This is a genomic window from Roseomonas sp. KE0001 (genome assembly GCF_016107285.1).
In the GTDB taxonomy this organism is placed as follows: domain Bacteria; phylum Pseudomonadota; class Alphaproteobacteria; order Acetobacterales; family Acetobacteraceae; genus Pseudoroseomonas.
This window is the reverse complement of record NZ_RCVQ01000012.1, coordinates 47,567-73,027: the sequence shown is the minus strand read 5'-3', so window position 1 is coordinate 73,027 and position 25,461 is coordinate 47,567. Positions and strand designations below refer to the sequence as shown.

Here is a 25,461-nt window from a genome sequence, read left to right as displayed (position 1 = left end):
GTTCCGCGAGACGCGGCTCTATCAGGTGGCGCCGATCAGCACCAACCTCATCCTCTCCTATCTCGGCGAGCATGTCCTCGGCATGCCCAGGAGCTACTGAACCATGGGAAGACCGGGCCGGCCGCTGGAGGGGCTTCTCGTCGTCTCCATGGAGCAGGCTGTCGCGGCGCCGACCTGTTCGGTCAAGCTGGCCGATGCCGGCGCGCGCGTCATCAAGATCGAGCGCGCCGAGGGTGATTTCGCGCGCGGCTATGACCGCGCGGCGGCCGGGCAATCGACCTACTTCGTCTGGTTGAACCGGGGCAAGGAAAGCGTCTGCCTCGACATCAAGGAGGCGGGGGACAAGGCGCTGCTGCAGCGCCTGGTGGGCAAGGCGGATGTCTTCATCCAGAACCTCGCCCCCGGCGCCATGGGCCGCGCCGGCTTCGGCAGCGCCGAGCTGCGCCGGCGCCACCCCCGGCTGATCACCGTCGATATCTCCGGCTATGGCGAGAGCGGCGACTACGCCACGATGAAGGCCTATGACCTGCTGGTCCAGGCCGAGAGCGGGCTGGCCTCGATCACCGGTCATCCGGCGGGGCCCGGGCGCGTCGGCGTCTCGGTCTGCGACATCGCCTGCGGCACCATGGCGCATGCGGCGGTGCTGGAGGCGCTGATCGAGCGCGGCATCACCGGCGAGGGCAAGTCGATCGGCGTCTCGCTGTTCGATGCCATGGCGGACTGGATGAACGTGCCGCTGCTGTATTTCGAGGGCACTGGCCATGCGCCGCAGCGCATCGGCCTCGCGCATCCCTCGATCTGCCCCTACGGCGCCTTCGCCACCTCGGATGGCGCGCTGGTGCTGATCTCGATCCAGAACGAGCGGGAATGGGCGCAGTTCTGCGCCGGCTTCCTGCAGGAGCCCGAGCTGCCGCAGCGCGAGGGCTTCCGCAGCAATGTCGAGCGTGTGGCGAACCGGCCGGTGGTGGACGCGCATGTCGCCGCCGCCTTCGCGAAGCTGAGCCGGGAGGCCTGCGCCGCCCGCCTGCGCGAGGCCAACACCGCCTATGGCTTCGTCAACGACATGCCGGCGCTGGTGGCGCATCCGGCGCTGCGGCGCCTGCCGGTGCGAACGCCGAATGGCGATGTCGCCGTGGCGGCGCCGGCGGCGCGCTTCAACGACGGTGCTCCGCGGCAGTATGGGGCGGTGCCGGCGCTGGGCGAGCACACGGAGGCGGTGCGGCGGGAGTTCTCCGCCTGACCGGGAAGCGGCGCGGCCGGCCTTTTGCACGGGAGAGCATCGATGGATTTCTCGCTGAGCCCTGAACAGGAGGAGCTGCGCGGCGCCATCGGCCGCATCTGCGCCGGCTTCGGCGACGATTACTGGCTGGCACGCGACAGGGACGGGCGCTTCCCGGCGGAGCTGCACCAGGCCATGGCGGAGGGAGGGTGGCTCGGCATCTGCATGCCCGAGGCGCTGGGCGGTGCCGGGCTGGGCATCCTCGAGGCGGCCATCATGATGCGGGAGATCTCGGAATCCGGCGGCGGCATGACCGGCGCCTCGGCCGTGCACATGAACATCTTCGGTCTCAATCCCGTCGTCGTCTTCGGCACGGAGGAGCAGAAGCGGCGCATGCTGCCGCCGCTGATCGCGGGTCGGGAGCGGGCCTGCTTTGCGGTGACGGAGCCGAACACCGGGCTGGACACGACGCAGCTCCGCACCCGCGCGGTGCGGCAGGGCGAGCGCTACGTGGTGCACGGGCAGAAGGTCTGGATCTCCACCGCGCAGGTCGCCGAGAAGGTGCTGCTGCTCGCCCGGACCACGCCGCTGGAGGAGGTCGGGCGCAAGACCGAGGGGCTGAGCCTCTTCTACACCACGCTCGACCGCAGCAAGGTCGCGGTACGCGAGATCGAGAAGATGGGCCGCAAGGCCGTCGATTCCAACGAGCTGTTCTTCGATGGCCTGGAGATCCCGCTGGAGGACCGCATCGGCGAGGAGGGGCGCGGCTTCGAGTACATCCTGCACGGGATGAATCCGGAGCGCATCCTGATCGCGGCGGAAGCCATCGGGCTGGGTCATGCGGCGCTGAAGCGGGCGACGCATTATGCGAAGGAGCGGCACGTCTTCGGCCGGCCCATCGGACAGAACCAGGCGATCCAGCATCCCCTGGCGGAAAACTGGATGGAGCTGGAGGCGGCCTGGATGATGGTGATGAAGGCCGCCTCGCGTTACGACGCCGGCCTGTCCTGCGGCGCCGAGGCCAATGCCGCCAAGTACCTCTCGGCCGAGGCCGGGTTCAAGGCCTGCCAGCAGGCGGTGATGACGCATGGCGGCTTCGGCTATGCGCGCGAATATCATGTGGAGCGCTATCTGCGCGAGGTGATGATCCCGCGCATCGCCCCGGTCAGCCCGCAGCTCGTGCTCTGCTTCATCGCCGAGAAGGTGCTGGGACTGCCCAAATCCTATTGAAGCCGGGAGGGCGTTCCGCCGCCCTCCCGCCACTCTCCCGCCGGTCGCTCAGCCCAGATCCATCTTCAGGCCTTCCTTGCGCACCACGGCGCCCCACTTCTCCGTCTCGGCCTTGACGAAGGCGGCGTATTCGGCGGGCGTGCCATAGGCCGGGACGCCACCCATCTCGGCGAAGCGCTGCTTCGTCGACGGCATCTCCAGCAGCACCTTGATCTCGGCATTCAGCGCGTCCACCGCGGCGCGCGGCGTTCCCGCCGGATAGAAGGCGCCGAACCAGGTGTTGACGTCGTACTCGGCGAGTTCCGGCAGCGTCTCGCGCAGCGCCGGCAGCTCCGGCATCTGCGGGCTGCGGTCGGAGCTGGTCACGCCCAGCGCCCGGACCCGGCCATCCTTGATCTGCCCGACGGAGCTGGTGAGATTGTCGAAGCCGAAGTCGACATCGCCCGCCATCATCGCGGTCATGGCCGGGCCGGCGCCTCGGTAGTGGATGGCGGTCGCCTGGGTTCCCGTGAGCTGATGGAACCAGACGCCGGCGAGGTGCGGGGACTGGCCGGGACCGGAGGTGCTGTAGTTCAGCTTGCCGGGCCGTTCCTTCAGGTAGCGGATGAACTCCGGCACGGTCTTCACCGGCAGGGACGGGTGCACCATCAGCACATTCGGCCCACGGATCATGTTGGAGACCGGGATGAAGTCCTCCGGCTTGTAGGGCAGGTTGTTGAACAGCGAATAGGCGATGGCCTGTGGCCCGATATTGCTGATCAGCACCGTGTGGCCGTCCGGCCTGGCGCGCATCACCTCGGCGGCGCCGAGAGTGCCGCCGGCGCCGGACTTGTTCTCGACCACCGCCGCCTGGCCCCAGCGTTCGTGCAGGTGCGGCGCCAGGATGCGGCCCATGATGTCGGTGGTGCCGCCCGCGGCGGCGGGAATGACGAGGCGGACTGTCTGGGTCGGGCGCCAGCCCGACTGCGCCCGCGGGCGGCGCCCCGCCATCAGGCTGCCTGCCGCCAGGGTTCCGGCGCCCAGCAGGACGCGGCGATTGACATGAGTCACGGCTCGAGACTTCCTCCTTGCTGCATGCCTTTTGCTGGCACGGCATCGGCGGCGATTTGGCCTGATCCGGCCGGGGCTGTCATCCCAAATCTGGAATGCTATTCGATATTCTGGATCGATGCGTCCCTCGGAAAGAGCGCGCGCGTGGCGAAGCCCGCGACCTCGCGCAGCTCCCGGCCAAGCTGCTCGAAGATCTGCGGCGGGCGCTGGCCGGCGATGGTGATGCCGGAGAGGCCGAAGCGCGGCTGCCCGTGCTGGTCGGTGATCAGCGCGGCGATGGTGATCAGGCCGCGGTAGAGCTGGCTGTTGTCCAGGCTCCAGCCGCTGCCGCGCGCCGCCTCGACATCGGCGAGGTAGCTCTCGAAGCTCGGCGGCGACTGCCAGCGCAACGCCGCGAAACGCCGCCGCAGCTCGGCCTGGGGCAGATCGAGCGCGGCGGCGACGCAGCGGCCGACGGCGCCCACCAGCATCGGCAGGCGCAGGCCGAGGCGCATCTCCACCCGCACCGCCGTATGGCTGTGGGCGCGGTCGATCAGCACGATGTGACCGTCCTCGGTGACGCGCCAGAGCACGATCAGCATGTCGTAGTTCAGCGCCAGGCGCTCCAGCTCCGGCCGGATCAGCTCGGCATGGCTGATGCCGAGGAAGCCCGCCGCCAGCTCGGCGACACCGAGGCCGAGGGAATAGGTCTTGTCCTGCTCGCGGAAGGCGACGAAGCGCGTGCGGGTCAGCGTGCGCAGGATGTTGAAGCAGGTGCTGGGGCTGATGCCCGTGCCGCGCGCCACGGCCGCGACGCCGAGCGGCGCCGTGGCGGCGGAGAGGTGCTGCAGGATGCGGATGGCGTGGATCACCGCGCCGACATCGCGCTGGCCGGTCAGGTCCCGCTCGGGCGAGGGTTGATGGGTGTCCATTCAATATCCCGATTGATTTCCCGTATACGGAATGTAGCCTGCCGCCGTGACCGGCGCCAAGGCCGGCTTGGGAAGGAGACCGGAGATGTCCGAGGCCGCTGCCGAGACCGAGATGCGGGTGCGGGAAGAGCGGGACGGCGCCGTGCTGGTGCTGACGCTCGACTATCCGCGGCGGCGCAACGCCCTGGCGCCGCGCCTGCGCGCCGATCTGCTGCGCATCCTGGACCGGGTCGAGGGCGACCCGGAGATCCGCGCCCTGGTCATCACCGGGGCCGGCGAGCATTTCTGCTCCGGCGGCGACCTGTCCGGCATGGATGTCCGCAGCCCGCTGCAGGGGCGGGAGCGCCTGCGCGCCGCGCACCAGCTGATCCGGCTCATGGTCGGCGGCAGCACGCCCGTCGTCGCCGCGGTCGAGGGCTGGTGCGCCGGCGCCGGCCTGTCGCTGGCCTGCGCCTGCGACACCATCGTCGCTTCCGAGGCGGCGCATTTCATGGCCGCCTTCGGCAAGGCGGGGCTGATGGCCGATCTCGGCCTGCCGCACACCCTGCCGCAGCGCGTGGGGCCGGCGCGGGCACGGCAGATCCTGCTCTATGGCGAGCCGCTGGACGCCGCCGAGGCGCAGCGCATCGGGCTGGTGGACCAGGTGGCGCCCAAGGGCGGTGCGCTGGAGGCGGCGAAGGCTCGGGCGCGGCTCCTGGCCGACCAGGCGCCGACGGCGATCGCCCTGACCAAGCAGATCCTTGCCACCGGGCTGGACCGCGCGCTGGACGAGGAGCGGCACTACCAGAGCCTGCTGTTCCTGACCGACGACCATGAGGAGGGCAAGGCCGCCTTCTTCGGCAAGCGCGCCCCGGTCTTCAAGGGCAGCTGAGCCACGCCGGATCGCTGACGGTTCGATTGAGGCACCGGGCGCGGCCCGGTGCCGGTCCCGCCGTGCTAGCAGATCTCCCGCGGATCGGGAGAAGCCCGTCGCGCTCTGAAAAAACCTTCAGGCGGACAGGACATGGCCAATCTCATCGGCAGCGGCGGCAGCGACCGCCTGGCGGGCGGCAGCGGCGACGACACCCTCTACGGCCTGGACGGCGACGACATCCTGGACGGCGGCGCCGGCGCCGATATCCTCGTTGGCGGCGAGGGGGACGACCTGCTGACCGGCGGGCGCGGCGCCGACCGGCTCTCGGGCGGCGGTGGCAGCGACACCTTCCGCTATGCCGGCCTCGAGGAGATCAGCCTCGACCGCATCATCGACTTCGGCCGGGGCGACCGCCTCGACCTCTCGGCCCTCGCCGGCTTCAGCTTCATCGGCGAGCGCGCCTTCTCCGGCCTCGGGCGGGAGATCCGCTTCAGCCACGCCGATGGCGTCACCCTCCTGAGCATCGACGTCAACGGCCATGGCCTGGCCGAGATCGGCATGAGCCTCGACGGCAGGCTGCGGCTGGTGGAGACGGCGCCGGGCTCGGGCATCCTGATGCTGGCCGCGGCGCTGGAGCTGACGGGCGGCGCCGGGGCCGATCTCCTGCAGGGCGGTCCGGGCGACGATCGCCTCTTCGGCGGCGCCGGAGGCGACCGGCTGCTCGGCGGGGCGGGCGAGGACACGCTCTCCGGCGAGGCGGGCGAGGACACGCTGATCGGCGGCTCCGGCGCCGACCGGCTGGCGGGCGGCGAGGGGGCGGACAGCTTCCGCTACGAGGCGATGGAGGACTTCGCCGGCGATGTCATCCTGGACTTCGCCGAGGACGACCGCCTCGACGCTTCCGCCATCACCACCCTCCGCTTCATCGGGCAGGCGCGCTTCAGCGGCGCGGCGGGCGAGATGCGCCAGGAGGGCGAGACGCTGGCCATCGACACGGATGGCGACGGCCGGTCCGATCTCGTGCTGCGCCTTGCCGGCGGCGCCCCGCTGCAGGAGACGGCCGCGGGCTCGCGCATCCTCGTCGTCGCCACGCCCCGGACAATCGTGGGCGGCGAGGCGGGCGAGATCCTGGAAGGGGGCGAGGCGGCGGACCGCATCGATGCCGGTGGCGGCAACGACACGCTGATCGGCGCGGGGGGACGCGACCTGCTGCGCGGCCAGTCCGGCGACGACGTGCTGGATGGCGGCGCCGGCGACGACACCCTGGACGGCGGCGCCGGCAACGACACGCTGATCGGCGGCGAGGGCAACGACTCGATCATGGGCTTCAGCGGGGACGACATCCTGATCGGCGGCCTGGGGCGCGACATCCTGCGCGGCGGCGCCGGCAACGACACCTTCCGCTACCATTCCGTCGCCGAGGTCGATGGCGACATCATTCGCGACATGGAGGCGGGGGACCGGATCCAGCTCACCGGCCTGGCGGGGCTGACCTATATCGGCGTCGCCGCCTTCTCGGGCCTGCGCGGCGAGATCCGCTTCGACGGGCAGCAGCTCTGGATCGATGCCGATGGCGACGGCCGCGCCGAGGCCAGCGCCACCATCGGGACCGGCGGCCACATGCTGGACGAGACCGCGCCGGGCTCGCGCATCCTGGTGCTGTCGGAGAATCGCGGGCTGACCGGCGGCGCCGGGGCGGACCGGTTGCAGGGCGGCGGCGGCGACGACATCCTGCGGGGCGAGGGCGGCGACGACGTGCTGATCGGCGGCGCCGGCAACGACCGCCTGCTGGGCGGCGCCGGGACGGACCGGCTGGAGGGCGGCCCCGGCAACGACAGTCTCGAAGGCGGTGCCGGCAACGACACCTTCGTCATCGGCGTCGATCCGGGCGCCTCCGACACCATCCTCGATCTCGCCATCGGCGACCGGCTCCTGCTCGACATCCCGTCCCTCGTCTGGATCGGTGACGAGACGTTCAGCGGGGTGCGTCCCGAGGCCCGGCAGAGTCGCGCCGCCAATGGCACGCTGATCGAGATCGATGCCGATGGCGACGGCCTCGCCGACCAGAGCGTGCTGCTCGCCACCGGCGGCTCCCTGGCCGAGGTGACGCCGGGCGCTCGCCTGCTCGGTCTCGTCGCCGCCCGGAACCTCTCGGGTGGCGCCGGCAACGACACGCTGGCGGGCGGCGGCGGGGATGATCTGCTGCAGGGCGGCAGCGGGGACGATGTCCTGGCCGGGCGCGGCGGCGCCGACCGCCTCGAGGGCGGCGACGGCAACGATTTCCTGAAGGGGGAGGGCGGCGACGACATCCTGCTCGGCGGCCAGGGCGACGACACCCTGATCGGCGGCGCGGGCCGGGATGTCCTGACCGGTGGCGCCGGCGCCGACGTCTTCAAGTTCCTGAGCCTGGACGAGATCGCGGCGGGCGAGCGCATCACCGATCTCGACGAATCCGACCTGGTACATCTGGCCTACCTCACCGAGTTCCGCTTCAGCGCCGAGGGCCTCACCGGGCAGGCCGGGCAGATGGCGGTGCTCGATGGCTGGAACGGCGTGTCGGTGGGCAGGACCTTCCTGGGCTTCGACATCGATGGCGACGGCCTCCCTGAGGCCGTGCTGGAGTTCGACGGCGACGTCCTGCTGGAGGAACGGCGCGCCGGCTCCGGCGTCCTGCAGCGTGTCCAGAATCTCCTCATCTCGGGCGGTGACGGGGATGAGGTGCTGGTTGGCCGCGCCGGCCAGGACGTCATCTATGGCGGCGGCGGCGCCGACCGCATCGGCGGCCGCGCCGGCGACGACCGGCTCCATGGCGGTGCCGGCGACGACACGCTGCTGGGCGAGGCGGGGAATGACAGGCTCTGGGGCGATGACGGCCGGGATGTGCTGGACGGGGGCGCGGGCGCCGACATCCTCCATGGCGGCGCCGGCGACGACCTGCTGCTGGGCGGCGAGGGCGCAGACACCCTGACCGGCGGCACCGGGGCCGACGTCTTCCGCTACCTCGCGGCCGCCGATCTGGCCGGCGATCTCATCACCGACTTCGCCGCCGAGGACAGGCTGGACCTCGCCGCGCTGGGCGCGCGCTTCGTCGGCGCGGCCGCCTTCCAGGCGGATGGCACCGCGCAGCTGCGGGCCTTCCATCTCGGCCAGACCGTGCTCGCCCTCGACAGCAATGGCGACGGTCTCGCCGATGCCAGCCTGACGCTCACCGGCACGCTCTGGCTGGAGGAGGTGGTGGCGGGCTCGGGCCTCCTGCGCATCGTGCCCGACCTCTGGCTCACCGGCACGCCGGGCGCCGATACCCTGACCGGGCGCGAGGGCGACGACCGGCTGGAGGGCGGCGGCGGCGCCGATCTCCTCTCGGGCGGGGCGGGGAAGGACATCCTCCTCGGCGGGGAGGGCGACGACATGCTGCTCGGCGGTGCCGGCGACGACCAGCTCTCCGGCGATGCGGGCGACGACCTTCTGCGCGGCGGCCCCGGCAACGACACCCTGAGCGGCGGCTCGGGCCATGACGTCTTCCTCTGGGATGCCGAGGAGCGCGGCCTGGTCTTCCATGACATCGTCGCCGACTTCGCCGTGGGCGACAGGCTCGACCTCACCGGCCTGCAGGCGGGCTTCATCGGCACGGCGGCCTTCGCCGGCCAGGGCGAGGCGGAGATCCGCCAGTCCGGCGCGGCGCTCTATATCGACCGGAACGGCGACGGCGTGGCCGAGAGCAGCATCCAGATCACCGGCCTCGCGGGAACGCTCGAAGCCGTCTCGCCCGGTGTGGCGGTGCTGGAGCTGGCGCCCTCCCTGGTGCTGTCCGGCACGGATGGCAACGACGTGCTGACCGGGCGCGGCAATGCCGACCAGCTCTCCGGCGGCGCCGGCGACGACATCCTCTCGGGTGATGGCGGCGCGGACATCCTGCGCGGCGGGCCGGGGGCGGATCTGCTCCTGGGCGGCGCCGGGAACGACCGCTTCGTCTTCGCCCAGGGCGATGTGGGGCTGGGCGCGGCGCGCGACGTCATCGGCGATTTCAGCGTGGCGCTCTACACCGACCTGCTCGACCTCTCCGGCATCGATGCCAATCTGGGACTCGCCGGGGATCAGGCCTTCACCCTCGTCAGCGGGCCCGCCACGGCGGCGGCGCAGCTCTGGTTCTCCGGCGGCGTGCTCCATGGCAATGTCGATAGCGATCCGGCGGCGGATTTCGAGATCGCGCTGACCGGCGTGACCAGCCTCGCCAGCTGGCACTTCGCGGCCTTCTGATCCCCCGCGCCGCCGCTCCGGGATAGAGAGGAGAGGAAGCAGACACGGGCAGGGAGGTCGGGCATGGGCTGGATGCCGCTGGAGGACGGACCGGACGCCCCGGTGGCGCCGGGCGCGGTGCGGGCGGTGATCCTGCCGCGCGTGCATGATGTCGGCGGCTTCGAGGTCCGGCGCGCCCTCCCGGCGCGCGGGCACCAGATGGTCGGGCCCTTCATCTTCTTCGACCAGATGGGACCGGGCGAGTTCCTGTCCGGCCAGGGGCTGGACGTCCGGCCGCATCCGCATATCGGCCTCTCCACCCTCACCTATCTCTTCGACGGCGCCATCCTGCATCGCGACAGCCTCGGATCGCGGCAGCCGATCCTGCCGGGCGATGTCAACTGGATGACGGCGGGCCGTGGCATCGCGCATTCCGAGCGCACCGATCCGGCGCTGCGCGTGGCGGGCGGGCGGCTCCATGGCATCCAGTCCTGGGTGGCGCTGCCGAAGGCGGCGGAGGAGACGGCACCCGCCTTCGCGCACCACGCCGCGCGCAGCCTGCCATTCGAGACGGCGGAGGGCGTGTCGCTGCGGCTGGTCGCCGGCGCCGCCTGGGGGCTGGCGGCGCCCGTCGCGGTCTCCTCGCCGCTGTTCTACGCCGATGTGCAGCTGCAGCCGGGCGCCGCGGTGCCGCTGCCGGAGGAGCATGAGGAGCGGGCGGCCTATGTGCTGCGGGGCGAGGTGGCGGTGGGGCCGGACCGCTTCGCGGCGGAGCGGATGCTGGTCTTCCGCGCCCGCGACCGGCTGGCGCTGCGCGCGGGGCCACAGGGCGCGCGGCTGCTGCTGCTCGGCGGCGCGGCGATGGACGGGCCGCGCTACCTGTTCTGGAACTTCGTCTCCTCCTCGCGCGAGCGCATCGACCAGGCCAAGGCGGACTGGAAGGCTGGCCGCTTCGCCGCCGTGCCGGGCGACGAGAAGGAGTTCATCCCGCTGCCCGAGGAGCGTGTCCGCATGCGCGCCGCCACCCGGGCGGAGCCGCCGCCGGCAAGCTGAGCCGCCGTGTCAGTCCGCCGTCCCGGCCATGGCGCGGTGCGGGCAGGCGCCGCGGCGGCGGCGGCGGGCCTCGGCCGCGTAGCCGCCCGGCCGATGGTCGGGCGCCTGGTTCGGCACCACGATGGAGCGGTGGTAATCGGCCCAGTCCGCCGGCCCCATCGCCTCCAGCGCCGGGCTCATGGCGGCGCCGCCGAGCACCGGTTCGGAATAGGCCATCTGCGGCACCGGCTGCGCCTGCAACAGCGGCTCGGCGCGGCGGAACTCGATCGGCGTTCCGGTGCGGGTCAGGCGCAGATTGGTGAAGAGCGGGCCGAACCAGTGATCGGCCTCCACCAGCCCCTCATAGGGTTCATAGGCCGGGTGGCGCGGCACATTGGCCAGCGGCCGCAGCAGCAGGCTCCAGCCCGGCGCGGTGCGGGCGGCCAGGCCGGTCCACATCTGCACCACGCCCGGCTCCTGCAGGGCGGTCAGGAAGGGCGGCGCGTAGCCGCGCGACGCCTCGGGCGCCACCGCGTCGAAGCGCTCGGCAAAGTGCGGAAATTGCGCGGCGCCGAGCGGCAGCCAGTCCTCCAGCCCGTCGCAATGCCACCAGATCTGCGCGCCATCCCAGAGCAGGCGGAAATCCATCGGCGCATGGAGATGCCAGCCGAAGCCGGAGGCGCTGGCCACCGCGTCGCAATGGCGCATGGCGCGGATCGGCAGGCTGCCGAGGCCGGAGCGATCGGCCCGCGCCGGCAGGGGCGCCGTGTCGATCATCCGGTGGAAGGTGACGCAGGGCGTGGCGAGGGTCATGGCGGAGGCCCGGGATGGGGTGGCGGGAGAGGGGCCGGCGGGCGGCGAGCCGCCGGCCCCGGGGAGGATCAGCCGCGGCGCATGCCGGCGCCGAAGCGCACCCGGCCGGCATCGGCCACGGCGGCGGGGACCACGAGGCCGATCATCCCGGCCGCCCGGCGGGGCGGGCGGGCGGCGCCGCGGGCGGCCGCCGCGCCGGGCAGCGGCGGAACCGCGCCGGGAGCGCGCATGCCGGCGCCGAGACGCACGCGGCCGGAATCACGCAGGCTGTCGATCGAGAGCTTGGTCATGGGGATTCTTTCCTTGGGGCCGGGCCGCTCCGCGGGAGGGCGGCCTGTCGGTGGGAAGGACGCCAGGGTATATCTGCCCCGACAACAGGGATATTAAACCCATGGCTGATGAAATCAAGGAATATTTTCCGATTTTGTGGTGGGAAATCCTGGCCGCCTTTTGACGGGGCCTTGACGTTAAGGGTTCCTTAATCACGCGCCCCGCATCGCCGGCGCCGATAGCCTGCGGCCAGATGAACCACGATCGGAGCAGGCGATGATGATGAGCAAGATCCGGAGCCAGGACGCCTTCGCCCAGGGGGATGAGGACATGCTGCAGGCCTACAATGAAGGGCAGGACAGCCTGCTCCGCGTCTATGCCGAGGCGCGCCGCTATATCCATTGCCGCGACCGGCACCAGCAGATGGAGCGCCTGGGCCAGGCCGGGCCGCGCGATCTCGCCGAGGCGATCGAGCGGGATTTCGTTGCCTTCGAGCTGGAGGGGGCGGAGCGCTCGTTGCGGGCGGCGCTGCGCGCCGCGGATGTGGCTCTGGGGCAGTCCCTGTCCCCACGGTAGCGGTGCCGGCCAGGACTTCGCGCCAATAGGTGACAGCTTCGTGAGATCGGCTAGGTTGGCGCCATGGGCCGTATCGAGAGGATCGGGGCCGGGCGGGACGCCGGCCCGCCGCTGCCGTCCTGGCCTGCTCCGGGCCCGGCCAGCCCGCGCCTGCGCCTGGGCCTAATCGGCCCGATGGAGGCCTGGACCCTGTCCAGCCAGGCGGTCCTGCCGCGCTCGCGGAAGGCGCGCGCCCTGCTGGCCGTTCTCGGCATGGCGCTGGGCCAGCCCGTGCCGCGTCAGCGCCTGGCCGAGCTGCTCTGGTCCCGCCGCGGCGAGGAGCAGCAGCGCGGCTCGCTGCGCCAGGCGCTGCATGACCTCCAGGCCGCGCTCTCGCCCGCCGGGCCACGCCTTCTGCAGGCCGGGCGCGACGCGCTGACGCTGGAGCGGGAGGATGTCTGGGTGGATGCGCTGGCGCTGCTCGCGCCGGACGCCACTCCGGCCGCGCTGGACCTGCTGTCCAACACCGTCCTGCCCGATCTGGAGGGGCTGGATCCCGCCTTCGATGCCTGGCTGACGCAACAGCGGGGCCGGCTGCAGGAGGCGGCGGCCAACCGTGCCGCCGCCCTGCTGGCCACGGCCGGCCCGCAGGAGGCGGCGCTGGAGGCGGCGCAACGGCTGCTCCGCATCGATTCGAGCCGGGAGCAGGGGTGGCAGGCCCTGATCCGGCTGCGGCTGGCGCAGGGGGACCGCGGTGCCGCGCTGGCCGCCTACGAGGCCTGCCGCAATTTGCTCGCCAGCCGCTACAACGCCACCCCCTCGGCCGAGACGGAGGCCCTGGCGCAGGCGCTCCGCGCCACGGCCGGCCCGCCCCTGGCACAGCCGGCGCCGCCACCGCCGCCACGGCAGCGGGGCGCGCGGCTCGGCGTCGTGCCGCTGCGCCTGCTGGGTGAGGGGGTCGCGCCGCATCTCGGCTTCGGCCTGGCGGAGGAGATCGGCGCCGCGCTGTCCCGCCTCCGCTGGATCTTCGTCGCCGACAGCACCTCCCTCGCCAGCCTGGCGGAGCGCGAGGGGGTGGAGGCGGCGACGCGGGCGCTCCGTCTCGACTATCTGCTGAGCGGCACCGTGCAGCGCGGCGGCGAAACGCTGCGCGTGACCCTGCGGCTGGCCGACCAGCGCGAGCCGGGCCTGGTCTGGAGCCAGCGCTTCGACCGCCCGGCCGGCGATCTGCTGGCCCTGCAGGACGAGGTCGCGGCCGCGGTGGTGGCGCGGATCGATCCCGAGATCCTGCTGATCGAGGCGCATCACGCCGGCGCCCGTCCCAGCCAGGGCAGTGCCTACGACCTTCTGCTGCGCGCCATCCCGGCGATCCATGGCCTGGATCGCGAGACCTTCCTCGGCGCGAGGCGCTGGCTGGACGAGGCGATCCGGCTGGAGCCGGACTATGCCCAGGCCCATGCCTGGCACGCCTACTGGCATCTTTTCCTGGTCGGCCAGGGCTGGGCGGCGGACGAGGCGGCCAGCACGCGGGAGGCGGAGCGCCTGGCGCGGCGGGCAAGCGGTCTCGACCCGCTGGATGCCCAGGCCCTGACCATCCAGGGGCATGTGCGCGCCTTCCTGCACCATCAGGTGGAGGAGGCGGCGGAGCTGCATGCCCGCGCCCTGGCGCGGAACCCGAACCTGGCCATGGCCTGGGTCTTCTCCGGCATGGCGGAGAGCTACCGGGGGCGGCACGAGGTGGCGCTGGCGCAGTTCGACCGCTACCTCGCCCTCTCGCCCTGCCATCCTCACGCCTTCTTCTTCGACGCCGGGCGCGGCATTCCTCTGCTGATGCTGGGCCGGCATGCCGAGGCGGCGGCGGTCGGCCGGGCCTGCACTGCGCTGCGGCCGGAGTTCAGCTATCCCTACAAGACCTATCTCTCCGCCCTGGGCCATCTGGGCGAGGCGCGCGAGGCGGCGGAGCTGCGCGAGCGGCTGCTGGCCATCGAGCCCGACTTCACGGTGGCCAAGGCGCTGCGCCGCACGCCGGTGCGCGGCGCGGCCGACCGGCAGCACTACGCCGAGGGGCTGCGCCGGGCCGGGCTGCGGTGACGCCGCCCGCGCGCCGGGGTGACTTCCCGCCGCGCCTGCCCCATCTCCGCTGAGGCGGTGGCCGGAGGCGGGGATGCCGCGCGCCACGCCGGCCGACCCCGGAGGATCGATGCACGACACGCCCGCCCATGCCCTCTGCCCCGCCCGGCGCCACGACGCGGCGCGGCCGGCACCTCCTGTGGCGCCAGGGGAGGTGCCGGTGCCGGAGGAGGTGCCGGTCGCGCTGACCTATGGCCGGGCGACGCATGCGGTGATGATGGCGACGCCGCGGGACCTGGAGGATTTCGGCCTCGGCTTCAGCCTGACGGAGGGCATCATCGCCGAGCCCGGGCAGCTGACGGCGCTGGAGGTGCTGCCGCGCCCGGCGGGCTTCGAGGTGCGGATGACCCTGTCCGAGGACCGCGACGAGGCCCTGCTGCACCGCCGCCGGTACATGGCCGGCCCGGTCGGCTGCGGCCTCTGCGGGCTGGAGAGCCTGGAGGCGGTGCTGCGGCCGCTGCCACGGCTCGAGGCCGGCCTGCGCCTTGCGGCGGATGCGGTGCCGCGGGCCCTGGCGGCCCTGTCGGAGCATCAGCCCCTGCACGATGTGACCCATGCGGTGCATGCGGCGGGCTTCTGGCGCGCCGGTCAGGGCCTGGTGCTGGCGCGCGAGGATGTCGGCCGCCACAACGCCCTCGACAAGCTGGTGGGCGCGGTGCGGCGGCAGGGGGAGGCGCCGGCGGGCGGCGCCGTCGTCCTCACCAGCCGCGTCTCGGTGGAGATGGTGCAGAAGACCGTGCTGCTCGGCGCGCCGGTGCTGATCGCGGTCTCGGCGCCCACCGCCCTGGCGGTGCGCACCGCCGGCGCGGCCGGGCTGACGCTGATCGCCCGCGCACGGGGCGGCCGTTTCGACGTCTTCACGCATCCGGAGCGCCTGCTGGGCTGAGGCATGGGAAGAAGGGGGGGGCTGCGCGCGGCGGTTCCGGAGATCCCGATCTCCCAGAAACAGCAGGTGCCGCCGGCCTTGACCGGCTCTCCGGCGCCAGGCCGGACTGAACCGGGCGGACTTCCCGGGCTTGGCGAATTGAGAAGCGTTATCAGAAACATGCGGTGATGTCGGGCGCGCCGCCGGGCGAATCGCTTTCCGCTTGACACCGAACTGGCCGCGCCTCACCTCTTCCTGGTCCGACCACCTGCCAGGGTCGGCTCAGTGGATGGGAGGGCCGTGATGAACATGGAACTCTCGCGGCGCGGCTTTCTGAAAGCCGCCGGCGCGGGTGTTGCAGCGACGTCGCTGGGTGCGTTGGGCTTCGGCGAGGCTGAGGCGGCGGTTTCCGCCCTGGTCCGGCCCCTGAAGCTGGCCAATACGACCGAGACGCGCAACACCTGCACCTATTGCTCCGTCGCCTGTGGCATCATCCTCTATTCCAGGGGCGATGTGCGGAAGGGCGAGCGGGCCGAGATCACCCATATCGAGGGTGACGCGGACCATCCGACCAACCTGGGCACGCTCTGCCCCAAGGGCGCCGCGCTCAAGGACTTCGTCCATTCGCCCACCCGCCTGAAGCACCCGATGGTGCGCCGGCCGGGCTCCGATCGCTTCGAGCAGGTCTCCTGGGACTACGCGCTCGACCGCATCGCGCGGCTGATGAAGGACGATCGGGACGCCAACTTCCTCGCCACCAACGAGGCGGGATTGCCGGTGAACCGCTGGACCACCACCGGCATGCTCGCGGCCTCCGCCACCACCAACGAGACGGCCTGGGCGACCTTCAAGGTGGCCAAGACCCTCGGAATCGTCGGATTCGATAACCAGGCGCGCGTCTGACACGGCCCCACGGTGTCCAGTTTGGGCCCGACATTTGGCCGTGGAGCGATGACCAACTCCTGGACCGACATCCGCAACACCGATCTCGTCGTCGTCATGGGCGGCAACGCGGCGGAGGCGCACCCCTGTGGCTTCAAGTGGGTCACGGAGGCGAAGGCGCATCGCGGCGCCAAGCTCATCGTGGTCGATCCGCGCTTCACCCGCACGGCATCGGTCGCGGATTTCTACGCGCCCATCCGGCAGGGCAGCGACATCGCCTTCCTGCTCGGGTTGATCCGCTACTGCATCGAGAACGACAAGGTACAGTGGGAGTACACCAAGGCCTTCACCAATGCCTCCTTCATCGTCAAGGAAGGCTTCGGCTACGCCGATGGCCTGTTCTCCGGCTATGACGAGGAGAAGCGCGACTACGACCGCACCAGCTGGGACTATGAGATCGGCGAGGACGGCTATGCCAGGGTGGACCCGACCCTGCAGCACCCGCGCTGCGTCTGGAACCTGCTGAGGCAGCACGTCTCGGTCTATACGCCCGAGATGGTGGAGCGGATCTGCGGCACGCCCAAGGCGAAGTTCCTGAAGATCGCGGAGATGGTGGCGGAGTGTTCCTCGCCCACCAGAACCATGACCTCCATGTACGCGCTGGGCTGGACGCAGCATTCGCACGGCGCGCAGAACATCCGCGGCATGGCCATGCTCCAGCTCATCCTGGGCAATATCGGCGTGCGGGGCGGCGGCATGAACGCGCTGCGCGGGCATTCCAACATCCAGGGCCTGACCGATCTGGGCCTGATGTCGCATCTCCTCACGGGCTATCTGAACATGCCGACGGAGAAGGAGCCGGATCTGGCCACCTACATGGCCTCGCGGCAGTTCAAGCCGCTGCGGCCCGGGCAGACCAGCTACTGGCAGAACTACAGCAAGTTCTTCGTCAGCTTCATGAAGGCCATGTGGGGCGATGCCGCGCGGGCCGAGAACGGCTGGGCCTACGACTACCTGCCCAAGCTCGACGTGCCCTCCTACGACGTGCTGCGCATGTTCGAGCTGATGAACCACGGCAAGGTCAACGGCTATCTCTGCCAGGGCTTCAACCCGGTGCTGGCCTTCCCCAACCGGGGCAAGGTGGTGGCCGGGCTGTCGAAGCTGAAGTTCCTGGTCACCATGGACCCGCTGGAGACGGAGACCGCGCGCTTCTGGGAGAACCACGGCGCGTTCAACGACGTGAACACCGCCAGCATCCAGACCGAGGTCTTCCAGCTTCCCACGCGGTGCTTCGCGGAGGACCAGGGCTCGCTGACCAATTCCGGGCGCTGGCTGCAGTGGTTCTGGCCGGGCGGCACCGCGCCCGGTGAGGCCAGGCCGGACACCTGGATCATGGCGCAGATCTTCCTCCGCATGCGCGAGCTGTACCGCAAGGAGGGGGGCGCCTTCCCGGATCCGATCCTCAACCTGTCCTGGGAGTACCACGACCCGAACGAGCCGGAGCCGGAGGAGCTGGCGAAGGAGATCAACGGCCGGGCCCTGACCGACCTGACCGATCCGAACGATCCGTCGAAGGTGATCGTGGCGGCCGGCAAGCAGGTGCTGAACTTCACGCAGCTGCGCGATGACGGCTCAACCATGTGCGGCTGCTGGATCTATTCGGGCTGCTTCAACGAGGCCGGCAACAACATGGCCCGGCGCGACAACAGCGATCCGGACCAGACCGGCACGCATCCCAACTGGACCTGGGCCTGGCCGCTGAACCGGCGGACGCTCTACAACCGCGCCTCCGCCGACCTGAACGGCAAGCCCTGGGACCCCAGCCGCAAGATCATCGAATGGGATGGCACGCGCTGGACCGGCTATGACGTCCCCGATATCGGTGTCACCGCCAAGCCGGGCGAGGTCATGCCCTTCATCATGAACCAGGAGGGGGTGTCGCGCCTCTTCACGCGGGGCATGATGCGGGACGGGCCTTTCCCGGCGCATATGGAGCCCTTCGAAAGCCCCATCGCCAACGTGATGAACCCGCGCATGCGGGGCAATCCGGTGGCGCGGCTTTTCGAGAGCGACCTGGCGCAGTTCGGCACCTCGGAGGAGTTCCCCTTCGCGGCGACCTCCTACCGGCTCACCGAGCACTTCCACTACTGGACGAAGCACAACCGGGTGAATGCCGCGCTGCAGCCCGAGTTCTTCGTCGAGATCTCGGAGGAGCTGGCGGCGCTGCGGCAGATCACCCCGGGCGGCTGGGTGCGCGTCTGGTCGAAGCGCGGCTCGGTCAAGGCGAAGGCGGTGGTGACCAAGCGCATCCGGCCGCTGATCTGCGATGGCAAGACCGTCCATGTGGTCGGCATCCCGCTGCACTGGGGCTTCACCGGCTCGGCGAAGAAGGGCTTCGGCCCGAACTCGCTGACGCCCTTCGTGGGCGACGCCAACATCGAGACGCCGGAGTACAAGGCCTTTCTGGTGAACATCGAGCCGTCCTCGGCGCCCGGGGTGACGTCATGAGGCGGTCCGTGAAGGGGATAGCGGCATGAGCGACAGTCCGCGCACCGCGGTCAGCAACCCGCCGACCCAGCCCATGGCCAGCAACTTCGGCGAGCGGGATCTGGTCCGCCGCTCGGCGACGGAGGACCTGCCGCCGCCCGAGCGGCAGCTCACCCCGGTCGCCAAGCTGATCGACGTCTCCAAGTGCATCGGCTGCAAGGCCTGCCAGTCGGCCTGCGTGGAGTGGAACGACACCACGCCGGCGATCGGCGAGAACACGGGCGTCTACGAGAACCCGCACGATCTCACCGAGAACATGTTCACCCTGATGCGGTTCACGGAATGGGTGAACCCGGAGACCGACAATCTGGAGTGGCTCATCCGCAAGGATGGCTGCATGCACTGCGCCGATCCGGGCTGCCTCAAGGCCTGCCCGGCCCCCGGCGCCATCGTGCAGTACACCAACGGCATCGTGGACTTCATCCACGAGAACTGCATCGGCTGCGGCTATTGCATCAAGGGATGTCCCTTCAACATCCCCCGCATCTCCAAGGCCGATCACCGCTCCTACAAGTGCACCCTCTGCTCCGACCGTGTCGCGGTGGGCCAGGGGCCGGCCTGCGCCAAGGCCTGCCCGACCCAGGCCATCGTCTTCGGCACCAAGGAGGACATGAAGCAGCATGCCGCCGGGCGCATCGCCGACCTGAAGTCACGCGGCTTCGCCAATGCCGGGCTCTACGATCCGCCGGGCGTGGGCGGCACGCATGTCATGTATGTGTTGCACCACGCCGACAAGCCGCAGATCTATGCCAACCTGCCGGAGAATCCGCGCATCTCGCCCCTGGTGCAGAGCTGGAAGGGCGTGACCAAGTATGTCGGCCTCGCCGCGATGGGCATGATGGCGGTCGGCAGCATCGTCCATGGCGTCTTCGCGCGGCCCAACCGCGTTTCGCGGGAGGATGAGGAGAACGCCGAGAAGCTGGTGGAGGGCAAGCCCGTGCCGCCGCCAGGGGAGCATGCGTGATGGTGGAGCGCGTCCAGCCCGGCGATGCGGTGCATCCCGGCAAGCCGGTCACGGTCAACCGCTACGGCGCCGGCGCCCGGCTCAACCACTGGATCACGGCGACCAGCCTGATCCTGCTGGCCCTCTCCGGCCTGGCGCTGTTCACGCCCTCGCTCTACTTCCTGACCGCGCTCTTCGGCGGCGGACAGAACACCCGTGCCTTCCACCCCTGGATCGGCGTGGTGCTCTTCCTCAGCTTCTTCATCTTCTTCTTCCAGCTCTGGAAGGCGAACCTGCCGGAGAAGGTGGATATCGTCTGGCTCAGCCGCATCCGCGACGTGATCGGCGGGCGCGAGGAGCGGCTCCCCGAGCTCGGCAAGTACAATGCCGGCCAGAAGTTCATCTTCTGGGCGATGACCGGGCTGATCCTGCTGCTGATCGTCAGCGGGGTGGCGATCTGGGAGGCCTATTTCGCCGCCTATGTCTCGATCCCGATGCGGCGGGTCGCGGTGCTGGCGCATTCGGTGGCGGCGGTGCTGATCATCTGCGTCTTCATCCTGCACGTCTATGCGGCCTTCTGGACGCGTGGCACGCTGCGCGCCATGACGCGGGGCACCGTCACCGGCGGCTGGGCCTGGCGGCATCACCGCAAGTGGTTGCGCGATCTGGCGGGGCAGCGCAAGACCGGCCCCGCCGAATAATCCCGAGGCGCATGTGGCCGGTCCGGCCCGCGAGGTGAGATGTCCGCTTTCCATGGGCTGCAGCCCGACCCCTCCGCCATCGGGCGGCTGAGCAAGCCGCCCTTCGCCCTGCTGCCCGATCCCGCGGCGCTGTTCCGGCAGCGCGCCGAGCGGCTGGAGGTTCTGGCGGCGGAGAACCCGCTCGGCCCCTATCTGCGCTTCCTGGCCGGGATCTGCGCGGCCCAGGCGGAGGTCGCCGCCGGCCTGCCGCCGCCCGACCCGCTTCCGGCCGGGCAGGTGGAGCGGGCGCGGGACGGCCGCATGCCGCCGCTCGACCGCCACGCCCTGGCGCGCGACGCCGCCCTGCCGGGCCTGGTCACCCGCTTCCTCGACAGGCTGGCGCCATCGACCATGCCGGAGCCCGCCGCCGCCGCCATCGCCGCCCTGCGCGAGGCCGGGCCGGAGGCGCTGGGCGCGATGCTGGAGGCCGTCGCGGAGGATTCGCTCCCGGTGGAGCAACTGCCGGAGCATATCCTCCTCGCCGCCGCCCTGCAGGTCGCCATGGCGCGGTGCGCCGCCACCCTGCCGGCGGAGCGGCTGGTGCCGATCGAGACCGGCGTCTGCCCGGCCTGCGGCGGCCCGCCCGCCGCCTCCCTGGTGACCGGGCGGCCGGGCGCCGAGGGCGCGCGCTACGCCGCCTGCGCCGCCTGCGGCACGCAATGGAACGAGGTGCGGATCAAGTGCCTGGCCTGCGGCTCGACCCAGGGCGTGGGCTACAAGGAGGTGGAGCCGGCGGCCGGATCGGACGAGGCCGCGACGGTGAAGGCCGAGACCTGCGACGCCTGCCGCTCCTGGGTGAAGATCTTCTACCAGAACCTCAACCCCGCCCTGGAGCCCATCGCCGACGACGTGGCCAGCCTCGGCCTCGACCTGATGATGCGCGAGACCGCGTATCGCCGCGCCGGCTTCGACCCCTTCCTGATCGGGTACTGAGCCATGGCCGCGCCGGACGCGCTGCGTGCGCTGCCCTCGGTGGATCATGTCCTGCTCCTGGCCGGCGGCGCGATCGAGCGCTTCGGCCGCGCGGAGGTGACGGCCGCGGTGCGGGAGGAACTGGCCCGGCTGCGCGCCGCCGGTGGCGCCGGCCTGGAGCGGGAGGCCGCCGCCGCCGCCGTGGCCGCCGCCGCCCTGGACCGTCTGGCGGCCCGGGAGCGCTCGGGCCTGCGTCCGCTCTTCAACCTGACCGGCACGGTGCTGCACACCAATCTCGGCCGCGCGCAACTGGCCGAGGCCGCCATCGAGGCCGCGACGGCGGCGATGCGCGAGGCGGTGGCGCTGGAGTTCGACCTGGAGAGCGGCGGGCGCGGCGAGCGGGACGACCACCTGCGCGACCTGTTGCGCGAGCTGACCGGGGCCGAGGACGCCACGGTGGTGAACAACAACGCCGCCGCCGTGCTGATCGCGCTGAACACGCTGGGCGAGGGGCGGGAGGCCATCGTTTCGCGGGGCGAGCTGATCGAGATCGGCGGCGCCTTCCGCATGCCCGACATCATGGCGCGCGCCGGGGTGCGGCTGGTCGAGGTCGGCACGACCAACCGCACCCATGCGCGCGACTACCGCGCGGCGCTGCGGCCGGAGACCGGGCTGCTGCTGAAGGTGCATCCCTCCAACTACCGGATCGAGGGCTTCACGGCCGAGGTACCGGGCGCGGAACTCGCCGCCATCGCCCATGAGGCCGGCGTGCCGCTGCTGAACGACCTTGGCTCCGGCACCCTGGTCGATCTGTCCGCCCATGGGATGGCGCGCGAGCCGACGGTGAGTGAGGCGGTGGCGGAGGGGGCGGATCTCGTCACCTTCTCGGGCGACAAGCTGCTCGGCGGGCCGCAGGCCGGCTTCATCCTGGGGCGGCGGGACCTGATCGCCGCCATCAACCGCAACCCGATGAAGCGGGCGCTGCGTGTCGACAAGATCCGCCTCGCCGCGCTGGAGGCGACGCTGAAGCTCTACCGCGACCCGGCGCGGCTGGTGGACCGGCTGCCGACCCTGCGCCTGCTGGCCCGGCCGGAGCCGGCGATCGCCGCCCAGGCGCGGCGCCTGCTGCCCGAGGTGGCGCGGCGCCTGCCCGGCGGCATCGCCGTGGCGGCGGCGCCCTGCCGCAGCCAGATCGGCTCCGGCGCCCTGCCGCTCGACACCCTGCCGAGCCATGGCCTGCGCCTGACCGCGCCGGCCGGCCGCATGCTCGAGGCCCTGGCCACCGCGCTGCGCGCCCTGCCGCGCCCGGTGATCGGCCGGCTGCGCGACGGGGCGCTGCTGCTCGACCTGCGCTGCCTGGAGGACGAGGCGGGCTTTCTCGCCAGCCTGGACGGATTGCCGCATGGGCTGGCTTAGCCGGCTGCTCGGGCGTGCCGCGCCCAGGGATGGCATGGGAGATGGCATGGGGGAAGGCATGGAGGTCGCCATGGCCGTCTTCCAGGCCGGCGACCCGGCCCGCGCGCTCGCTCTCTGGGAGCCGCTGGCGCGCGCCGGCGATGCCCGCGCCGCCGCCAATATCGGCGCCTGCTTCGCCGAGGGGATGGGCGTGCCGGTCAATGCGCCGCTGGCCCGGCAGTGGCTGAGCCTGGCCGCCGGGGCCGGCCACGCGCCCGGTCAGCGCAACCTGGCCACGCTCTATCTGCGCGGCGGCGAGGGGGTGGAGGCCGATCCGGCCCGGGCCGCCGAACTCTACCGGGCCGCCGCCGCGCAGGGCGATGCCCAGGCGCAGGACATGCTGAGCTGGATGCTGCTGGAGGGCGAGCTGATCCCGCCCGATCCGGCCGAGGCGTGGCGCTGGGCGCGGGCGGCGGCGGAAGGCGGCATCGCCTCGGCCATGACGCGGATGGGCATGCTGTATCACCATGCGCTCGGCGTGGAGCGCGACGTGGCGCTGGCGGCGCGCTGGTGGGCGCTGGCCGCCGCGCGCGGCGATGCCGATGGGCAGGCCATGTTGGGCGCGGCCTTGCATCTCGGCGCCGGGGTCGCGCCCGATCCGGTGCAGGCCCTTGCCTGGCTGCTGCGCGCCGAGCGGAGCGGCAGCGCCCTGGCCACGCCCTTCCTCGGGCCGGTGCGCGCCGGGCTGGACGCGGCGGCCCGGGCGCGCGCCGCCGCCCTGGCCGGGACGCCGCTGCCCGCACCACCGGCGGCGGAGGCGCTGCCGCCATGATCGTCGGCACCGCCGGCCATATCGACCATGGCAAGACCGCCCTGGTGAAGGCGCTGACCGGCATCGACACCGACCGGCTGAAGGAGGAGAAGGCGCGCGGCATCACCGTCGATCTCGGCTTCGCCTATCTCGGCGCCGAGGGCGGGCCGGCCCCGCTCGGCTTCGTCGATGTGCCGGGGCACGAGCGCTTCGTCCACACCATGCTGGCCGGCGCCACCGGCATCGACTTCGCCCTGCTGGTGGTCGCCGCCGACGACGGCGTCATGCCGCAGACCCGCGAGCATCTCGCCATCCTCGACCTGCTCGGCCTGCGGCGCGGCGTGGTGGCGCTCAGCAAGGCCGATCTCGCCGATGCGCCGCGCCGCGCCGCGCTCGCCGGCGAGATCGCGGCGCTGCTGGCGGGCACCGGCCTGGCCGGCGCGCCGGTGCTGCCGGTCTCGGCGCGCAGCGGGGAGGGGATCGCGGCGCTGCGCGCGGCACTGGAGCAGGCCGCCGCCGAGACCCCGCCGCCGGGCGGGACGGGCGCCTTCCGCCTGTCGGTGGACCGCAGCTTCACCCTGACCGGGGCTGGCACGGTGGTCACCGGCACGGTGCTCTCCGGCCGCGTCGCCCAGGGGGAGGCGGTGCTCGTCAGCCCCGCCGGGCTCGCCGCGCGCATCCGCTCGATCCATGCGCAGAACCGGCCGGCGCCGGAGGGGGTGGCCGGGCAGCGCTGCGCCCTCAACCTCGCGGGGGAGGGCATCACCCGGGAGGCCATCGCCCGGGGGGACATGGTGCTGGCGCCGGCGCTGCACGCGCCGACCGACCGCATCGATGCCGAATGCCGCATCCTGCCCGGCGAGCCGAAGCCGCTCGGCACCTGGTTCCCGGCCCGGCTGCACCATGCCAGTGCCGAGGTCGGCGCGCGGCTGGTGCCGCTGGGCGATGCCCTGGCACCGGGCGGCGGCGGCCTCGCGCAGCTGGTGCTGGACCGGCCGATCGCCGCCGCCGCCGGGGACCGCTTCGTGCTGCGCGATGTCTCGGCGCAACGCACCATCGGCGGCGGCCGCTTTCTCGACCTGCGGCCGCCCGCCCGCAAGCGCCGCACGCCCGAGCGCCTGGCGCAGCTCGATGCCCTGGCCGGGCGTGACCCGGCCACGCGGCTGCGCCGCCTGCTGGAGACGCCGCCGCGCCACGTCGAGCTGGTCGCCTTCGCGCGGGACAACGCCCTGCGGCAGCAGGAGGTCGAGGCGCTGGCCGCCGATGTCGGGGCCGAGATCCTGGAGGCGGGCGGCCAGCGGCTGGCGCTCGCGCCCGAGGGCTGGCGGGATTTCCGGGACGGGCTGCTGGAGCAGCTCGCCCGCCACCACGAGGAGAACCCGGATCAGCAGGGGCTGGGGCGGGAGCGGCTGCGGCTCATGCTCCGCCCCCGCCTGCCGGCCCCGGCCTTCCGCGCCGCGCTGGAGCGCCTGGCGGCGGAGGCGGCGCTGGTGCTGGAGGGCGCCTTCCTGCGCCTGCCGGGGCACGCGGTGCGGCTCGGCGAGGCGGATGAGGCGCTCTATGCCCGCATCGCCCCCCTGCTCGGTGCCGAGGCGCGCTTCCGCCCGCCCCGCGTGCGCGATATCGCCGGTCTCCTGGAGGCACCGGAAGGCGAGGTGCGGCGGGTGCTGAAGGCCTGTGCCCGGCTCGGCCGGGTCGATCAGGTGGCGCATGACCATTTCTTCCTGCGCGCCACCACGGCGGAGATGGTGGGCCTCGCCCGGGACGTCGCCGCGCGGGCGGAGGAGGGCTGGTTCGGCGCCGCCGCCTTCCGCGACCGCATGGACAATGGCCGCAAGGTCGCCATCCAGATCCTGGATTTCCTCGACCGGCTCGGCGTGACCTTGCGCCGCGGCGATCTGCGGCGCATCAATCCTCATCGGGTGGACCTGTTCGGACCGCCCGGGACGGAGGGAAGAGAGGCGTCCCCGGTGGGGCGTCCGGACTTCAAATCCGGGTGGGGCAGCGAGACTGTCCCGGGTGGGTTCGACTCCCATTCTCTTCCGCCACCTCTCCCCGGGAAGGGCC

Annotated in this window: 18 protein-coding genes, 1 tRNA gene and 1 pseudogene; 16 read left to right on the top strand and 4 right to left on the bottom strand. The window is 72.1% G+C overall.

What is annotated here, in order from left to right:
* Positions 1–103: 103 nt before the first annotated feature.
* Positions 104–1,240, top strand: a complete 1,137-nt coding sequence (locus tag D9598_RS18775; RefSeq protein WP_198368066.1) for a CaiB/BaiF CoA-transferase family protein — start codon at positions 104–106, stop codon at positions 1,238–1,240.
* A 42-nt stretch (positions 1,241–1,282) separates the two neighbouring features.
* Positions 1,283–2,449, top strand: a complete 1,167-nt coding sequence (locus D9598_RS18770; RefSeq protein ID WP_198368065.1) for an acyl-CoA dehydrogenase family protein — start codon at positions 1,283–1,285, stop codon at positions 2,447–2,449.
* A gap of 48 nt (positions 2,450–2,497) precedes the next feature.
* On the opposite strand, the gene D9598_RS18765 is transcribed toward D9598_RS18770, so the two are convergent.
* Both D9598_RS18765 and D9598_RS18760 read right to left on the bottom strand, forming a co-directional pair.
* Positions 2,498–3,499, bottom strand: a complete 1,002-nt coding sequence (locus tag D9598_RS18765) for a Bug family tripartite tricarboxylate transporter substrate binding protein (protein ID WP_370592084.1) — start codon at positions 3,497–3,499, stop codon at positions 2,498–2,500.
* A gap of 98 nt (positions 3,500–3,597) precedes the next feature.
* A complete protein-coding gene (locus D9598_RS18760; RefSeq protein WP_198368064.1) occupies positions 3,598–4,410 on the bottom strand; it encodes an IclR family transcriptional regulator in 813 nt (270 codons plus the stop codon).
* 85 nt (positions 4,411–4,495) lie between these two features.
* On the opposite strand from D9598_RS18760, the gene D9598_RS18755 reads away from it, so the two are divergent.
* The 3 genes from D9598_RS18755 to D9598_RS18710 all read left to right on the top strand — a co-directional run bounded on the left by D9598_RS18755 (position 4,496) and on the right by D9598_RS18710 (position 10,552).
* Positions 4,496–5,281 (top strand): enoyl-CoA hydratase/isomerase family protein, encoded by a 786-nt coding sequence (locus D9598_RS18755; RefSeq protein ID WP_198368063.1) that lies wholly within the window; start codon positions 4,496–4,498, stop codon positions 5,279–5,281.
* A gap of 132 nt (positions 5,282–5,413) precedes the next feature.
* Complete coding sequence (locus D9598_RS21220) at positions 5,414–9,520, top strand: M10 family metallopeptidase C-terminal domain-containing protein (protein WP_304621615.1); 4,107 nt, start codon at positions 5,414–5,416, stop codon at positions 9,518–9,520.
* A gap of 63 nt (positions 9,521–9,583) precedes the next feature.
* Positions 9,584–10,552, top strand: a complete 969-nt coding sequence (locus tag D9598_RS18710) for a pirin family protein (RefSeq protein ID WP_198368062.1) — start codon at positions 9,584–9,586, stop codon at positions 10,550–10,552.
* A 9-nt stretch (positions 10,553–10,561) separates the two neighbouring features.
* On the opposite strand, the gene D9598_RS18705 is transcribed toward D9598_RS18710, so the two are convergent.
* Both D9598_RS18705 and D9598_RS18700 read right to left on the bottom strand, forming a co-directional pair.
* Positions 10,562–11,344, bottom strand: a complete 783-nt coding sequence (locus D9598_RS18705; protein ID WP_198368061.1) for a DUF6065 family protein — start codon at positions 11,342–11,344, stop codon at positions 10,562–10,564.
* A 68-nt stretch (positions 11,345–11,412) separates the two neighbouring features.
* Complete coding sequence (locus tag D9598_RS18700) at positions 11,413–11,634, bottom strand: hypothetical protein (RefSeq protein ID WP_198368060.1); 222 nt, start codon at positions 11,632–11,634, stop codon at positions 11,413–11,415.
* 262 nt (positions 11,635–11,896) lie between these two features.
* Here D9598_RS18700 and D9598_RS18695 point away from each other — a divergent pair, with 262 nt between their 5' ends.
* The 11 genes and pseudogenes from D9598_RS18695 (at position 11,897) to D9598_RS18645 (ending at position 25,442) form a co-directional block, all read left to right on the top strand.
* Complete coding sequence (locus D9598_RS18695; protein WP_198368059.1) at positions 11,897–12,190, top strand: hypothetical protein; 294 nt, start codon at positions 11,897–11,899, stop codon at positions 12,188–12,190.
* Between the two features lie 63 nt (positions 12,191–12,253).
* A complete protein-coding gene (locus D9598_RS18690; protein ID WP_198368058.1) occupies positions 12,254–14,260 on the top strand; it encodes a BTAD domain-containing putative transcriptional regulator in 2,007 nt (668 codons plus the stop codon).
* Between the two features lie 109 nt (positions 14,261–14,369).
* Positions 14,370–15,185, top strand: coding sequence for a formate dehydrogenase accessory sulfurtransferase FdhD (gene fdhD / locus D9598_RS18685; protein WP_198368057.1), 816 nt, complete (start codon positions 14,370–14,372; stop codon positions 15,183–15,185).
* A 282-nt stretch (positions 15,186–15,467) separates the two neighbouring features.
* On the top strand, positions 15,468–18,554 hold the full coding sequence (gene fdnG / locus D9598_RS18680; protein WP_255528799.1) for a formate dehydrogenase-N subunit alpha: 3,087 nt from the start codon (positions 15,468–15,470) through the stop codon (positions 18,552–18,554).
* Positions 18,555–18,627: 73 nt separating this feature from the next.
* The gene (fdxH, locus tag D9598_RS18675; RefSeq protein ID WP_198368071.1) at positions 18,628–19,557 is read left to right on the top strand and encodes a formate dehydrogenase subunit beta; all 930 of its coding nucleotides are present in this window, start codon (positions 18,628–18,630) and stop codon (positions 19,555–19,557) included.
* Positions 19,557–20,237 carry a formate dehydrogenase subunit gamma gene (locus D9598_RS18670; protein WP_198368056.1) on the top strand — a complete coding sequence of 227 codons (681 nt, stop codon included), beginning with the start codon at positions 19,557–19,559 and terminating at the stop codon, positions 20,235–20,237. The genes fdxH and D9598_RS18670 overlap by 1 nt, the downstream gene beginning before the upstream one ends.
* Before the next feature lie 39 nt (positions 20,238–20,276).
* Positions 20,277–21,209: a formate dehydrogenase accessory protein FdhE gene (gene fdhE / locus D9598_RS18665; protein WP_198368055.1), complete on the top strand. Its 933-nt coding sequence runs from the start codon at positions 20,277–20,279 to the stop codon at positions 21,207–21,209.
* 3 nt (positions 21,210–21,212) lie between these two features.
* On the top strand, positions 21,213–22,604 hold the full coding sequence (selA, locus tag D9598_RS18660) for an L-seryl-tRNA(Sec) selenium transferase (RefSeq protein WP_198368054.1): 1,392 nt from the start codon (positions 21,213–21,215) through the stop codon (positions 22,602–22,604).
* Positions 22,591–23,415, top strand: coding sequence for a tetratricopeptide repeat protein (locus D9598_RS18655; RefSeq protein WP_232477432.1), 825 nt, complete (start codon positions 22,591–22,593; stop codon positions 23,413–23,415). The genes selA and D9598_RS18655 overlap by 14 nt, the downstream gene beginning before the upstream one ends.
* Positions 23,412–25,241 (top strand): annotated as a pseudogene (gene selB / locus D9598_RS18650) (selenocysteine-specific translation elongation factor); the annotation flags it as partial. The gene D9598_RS18655 and the pseudogene selB, both read left to right, overlap by 4 nt.
* Positions 25,242–25,346: 105 nt before the next feature.
* Positions 25,347–25,442 (top strand) — tRNA-Sec (locus D9598_RS18645).
* The last annotated feature ends 19 nt before the right edge of the window (positions 25,443–25,461 follow it).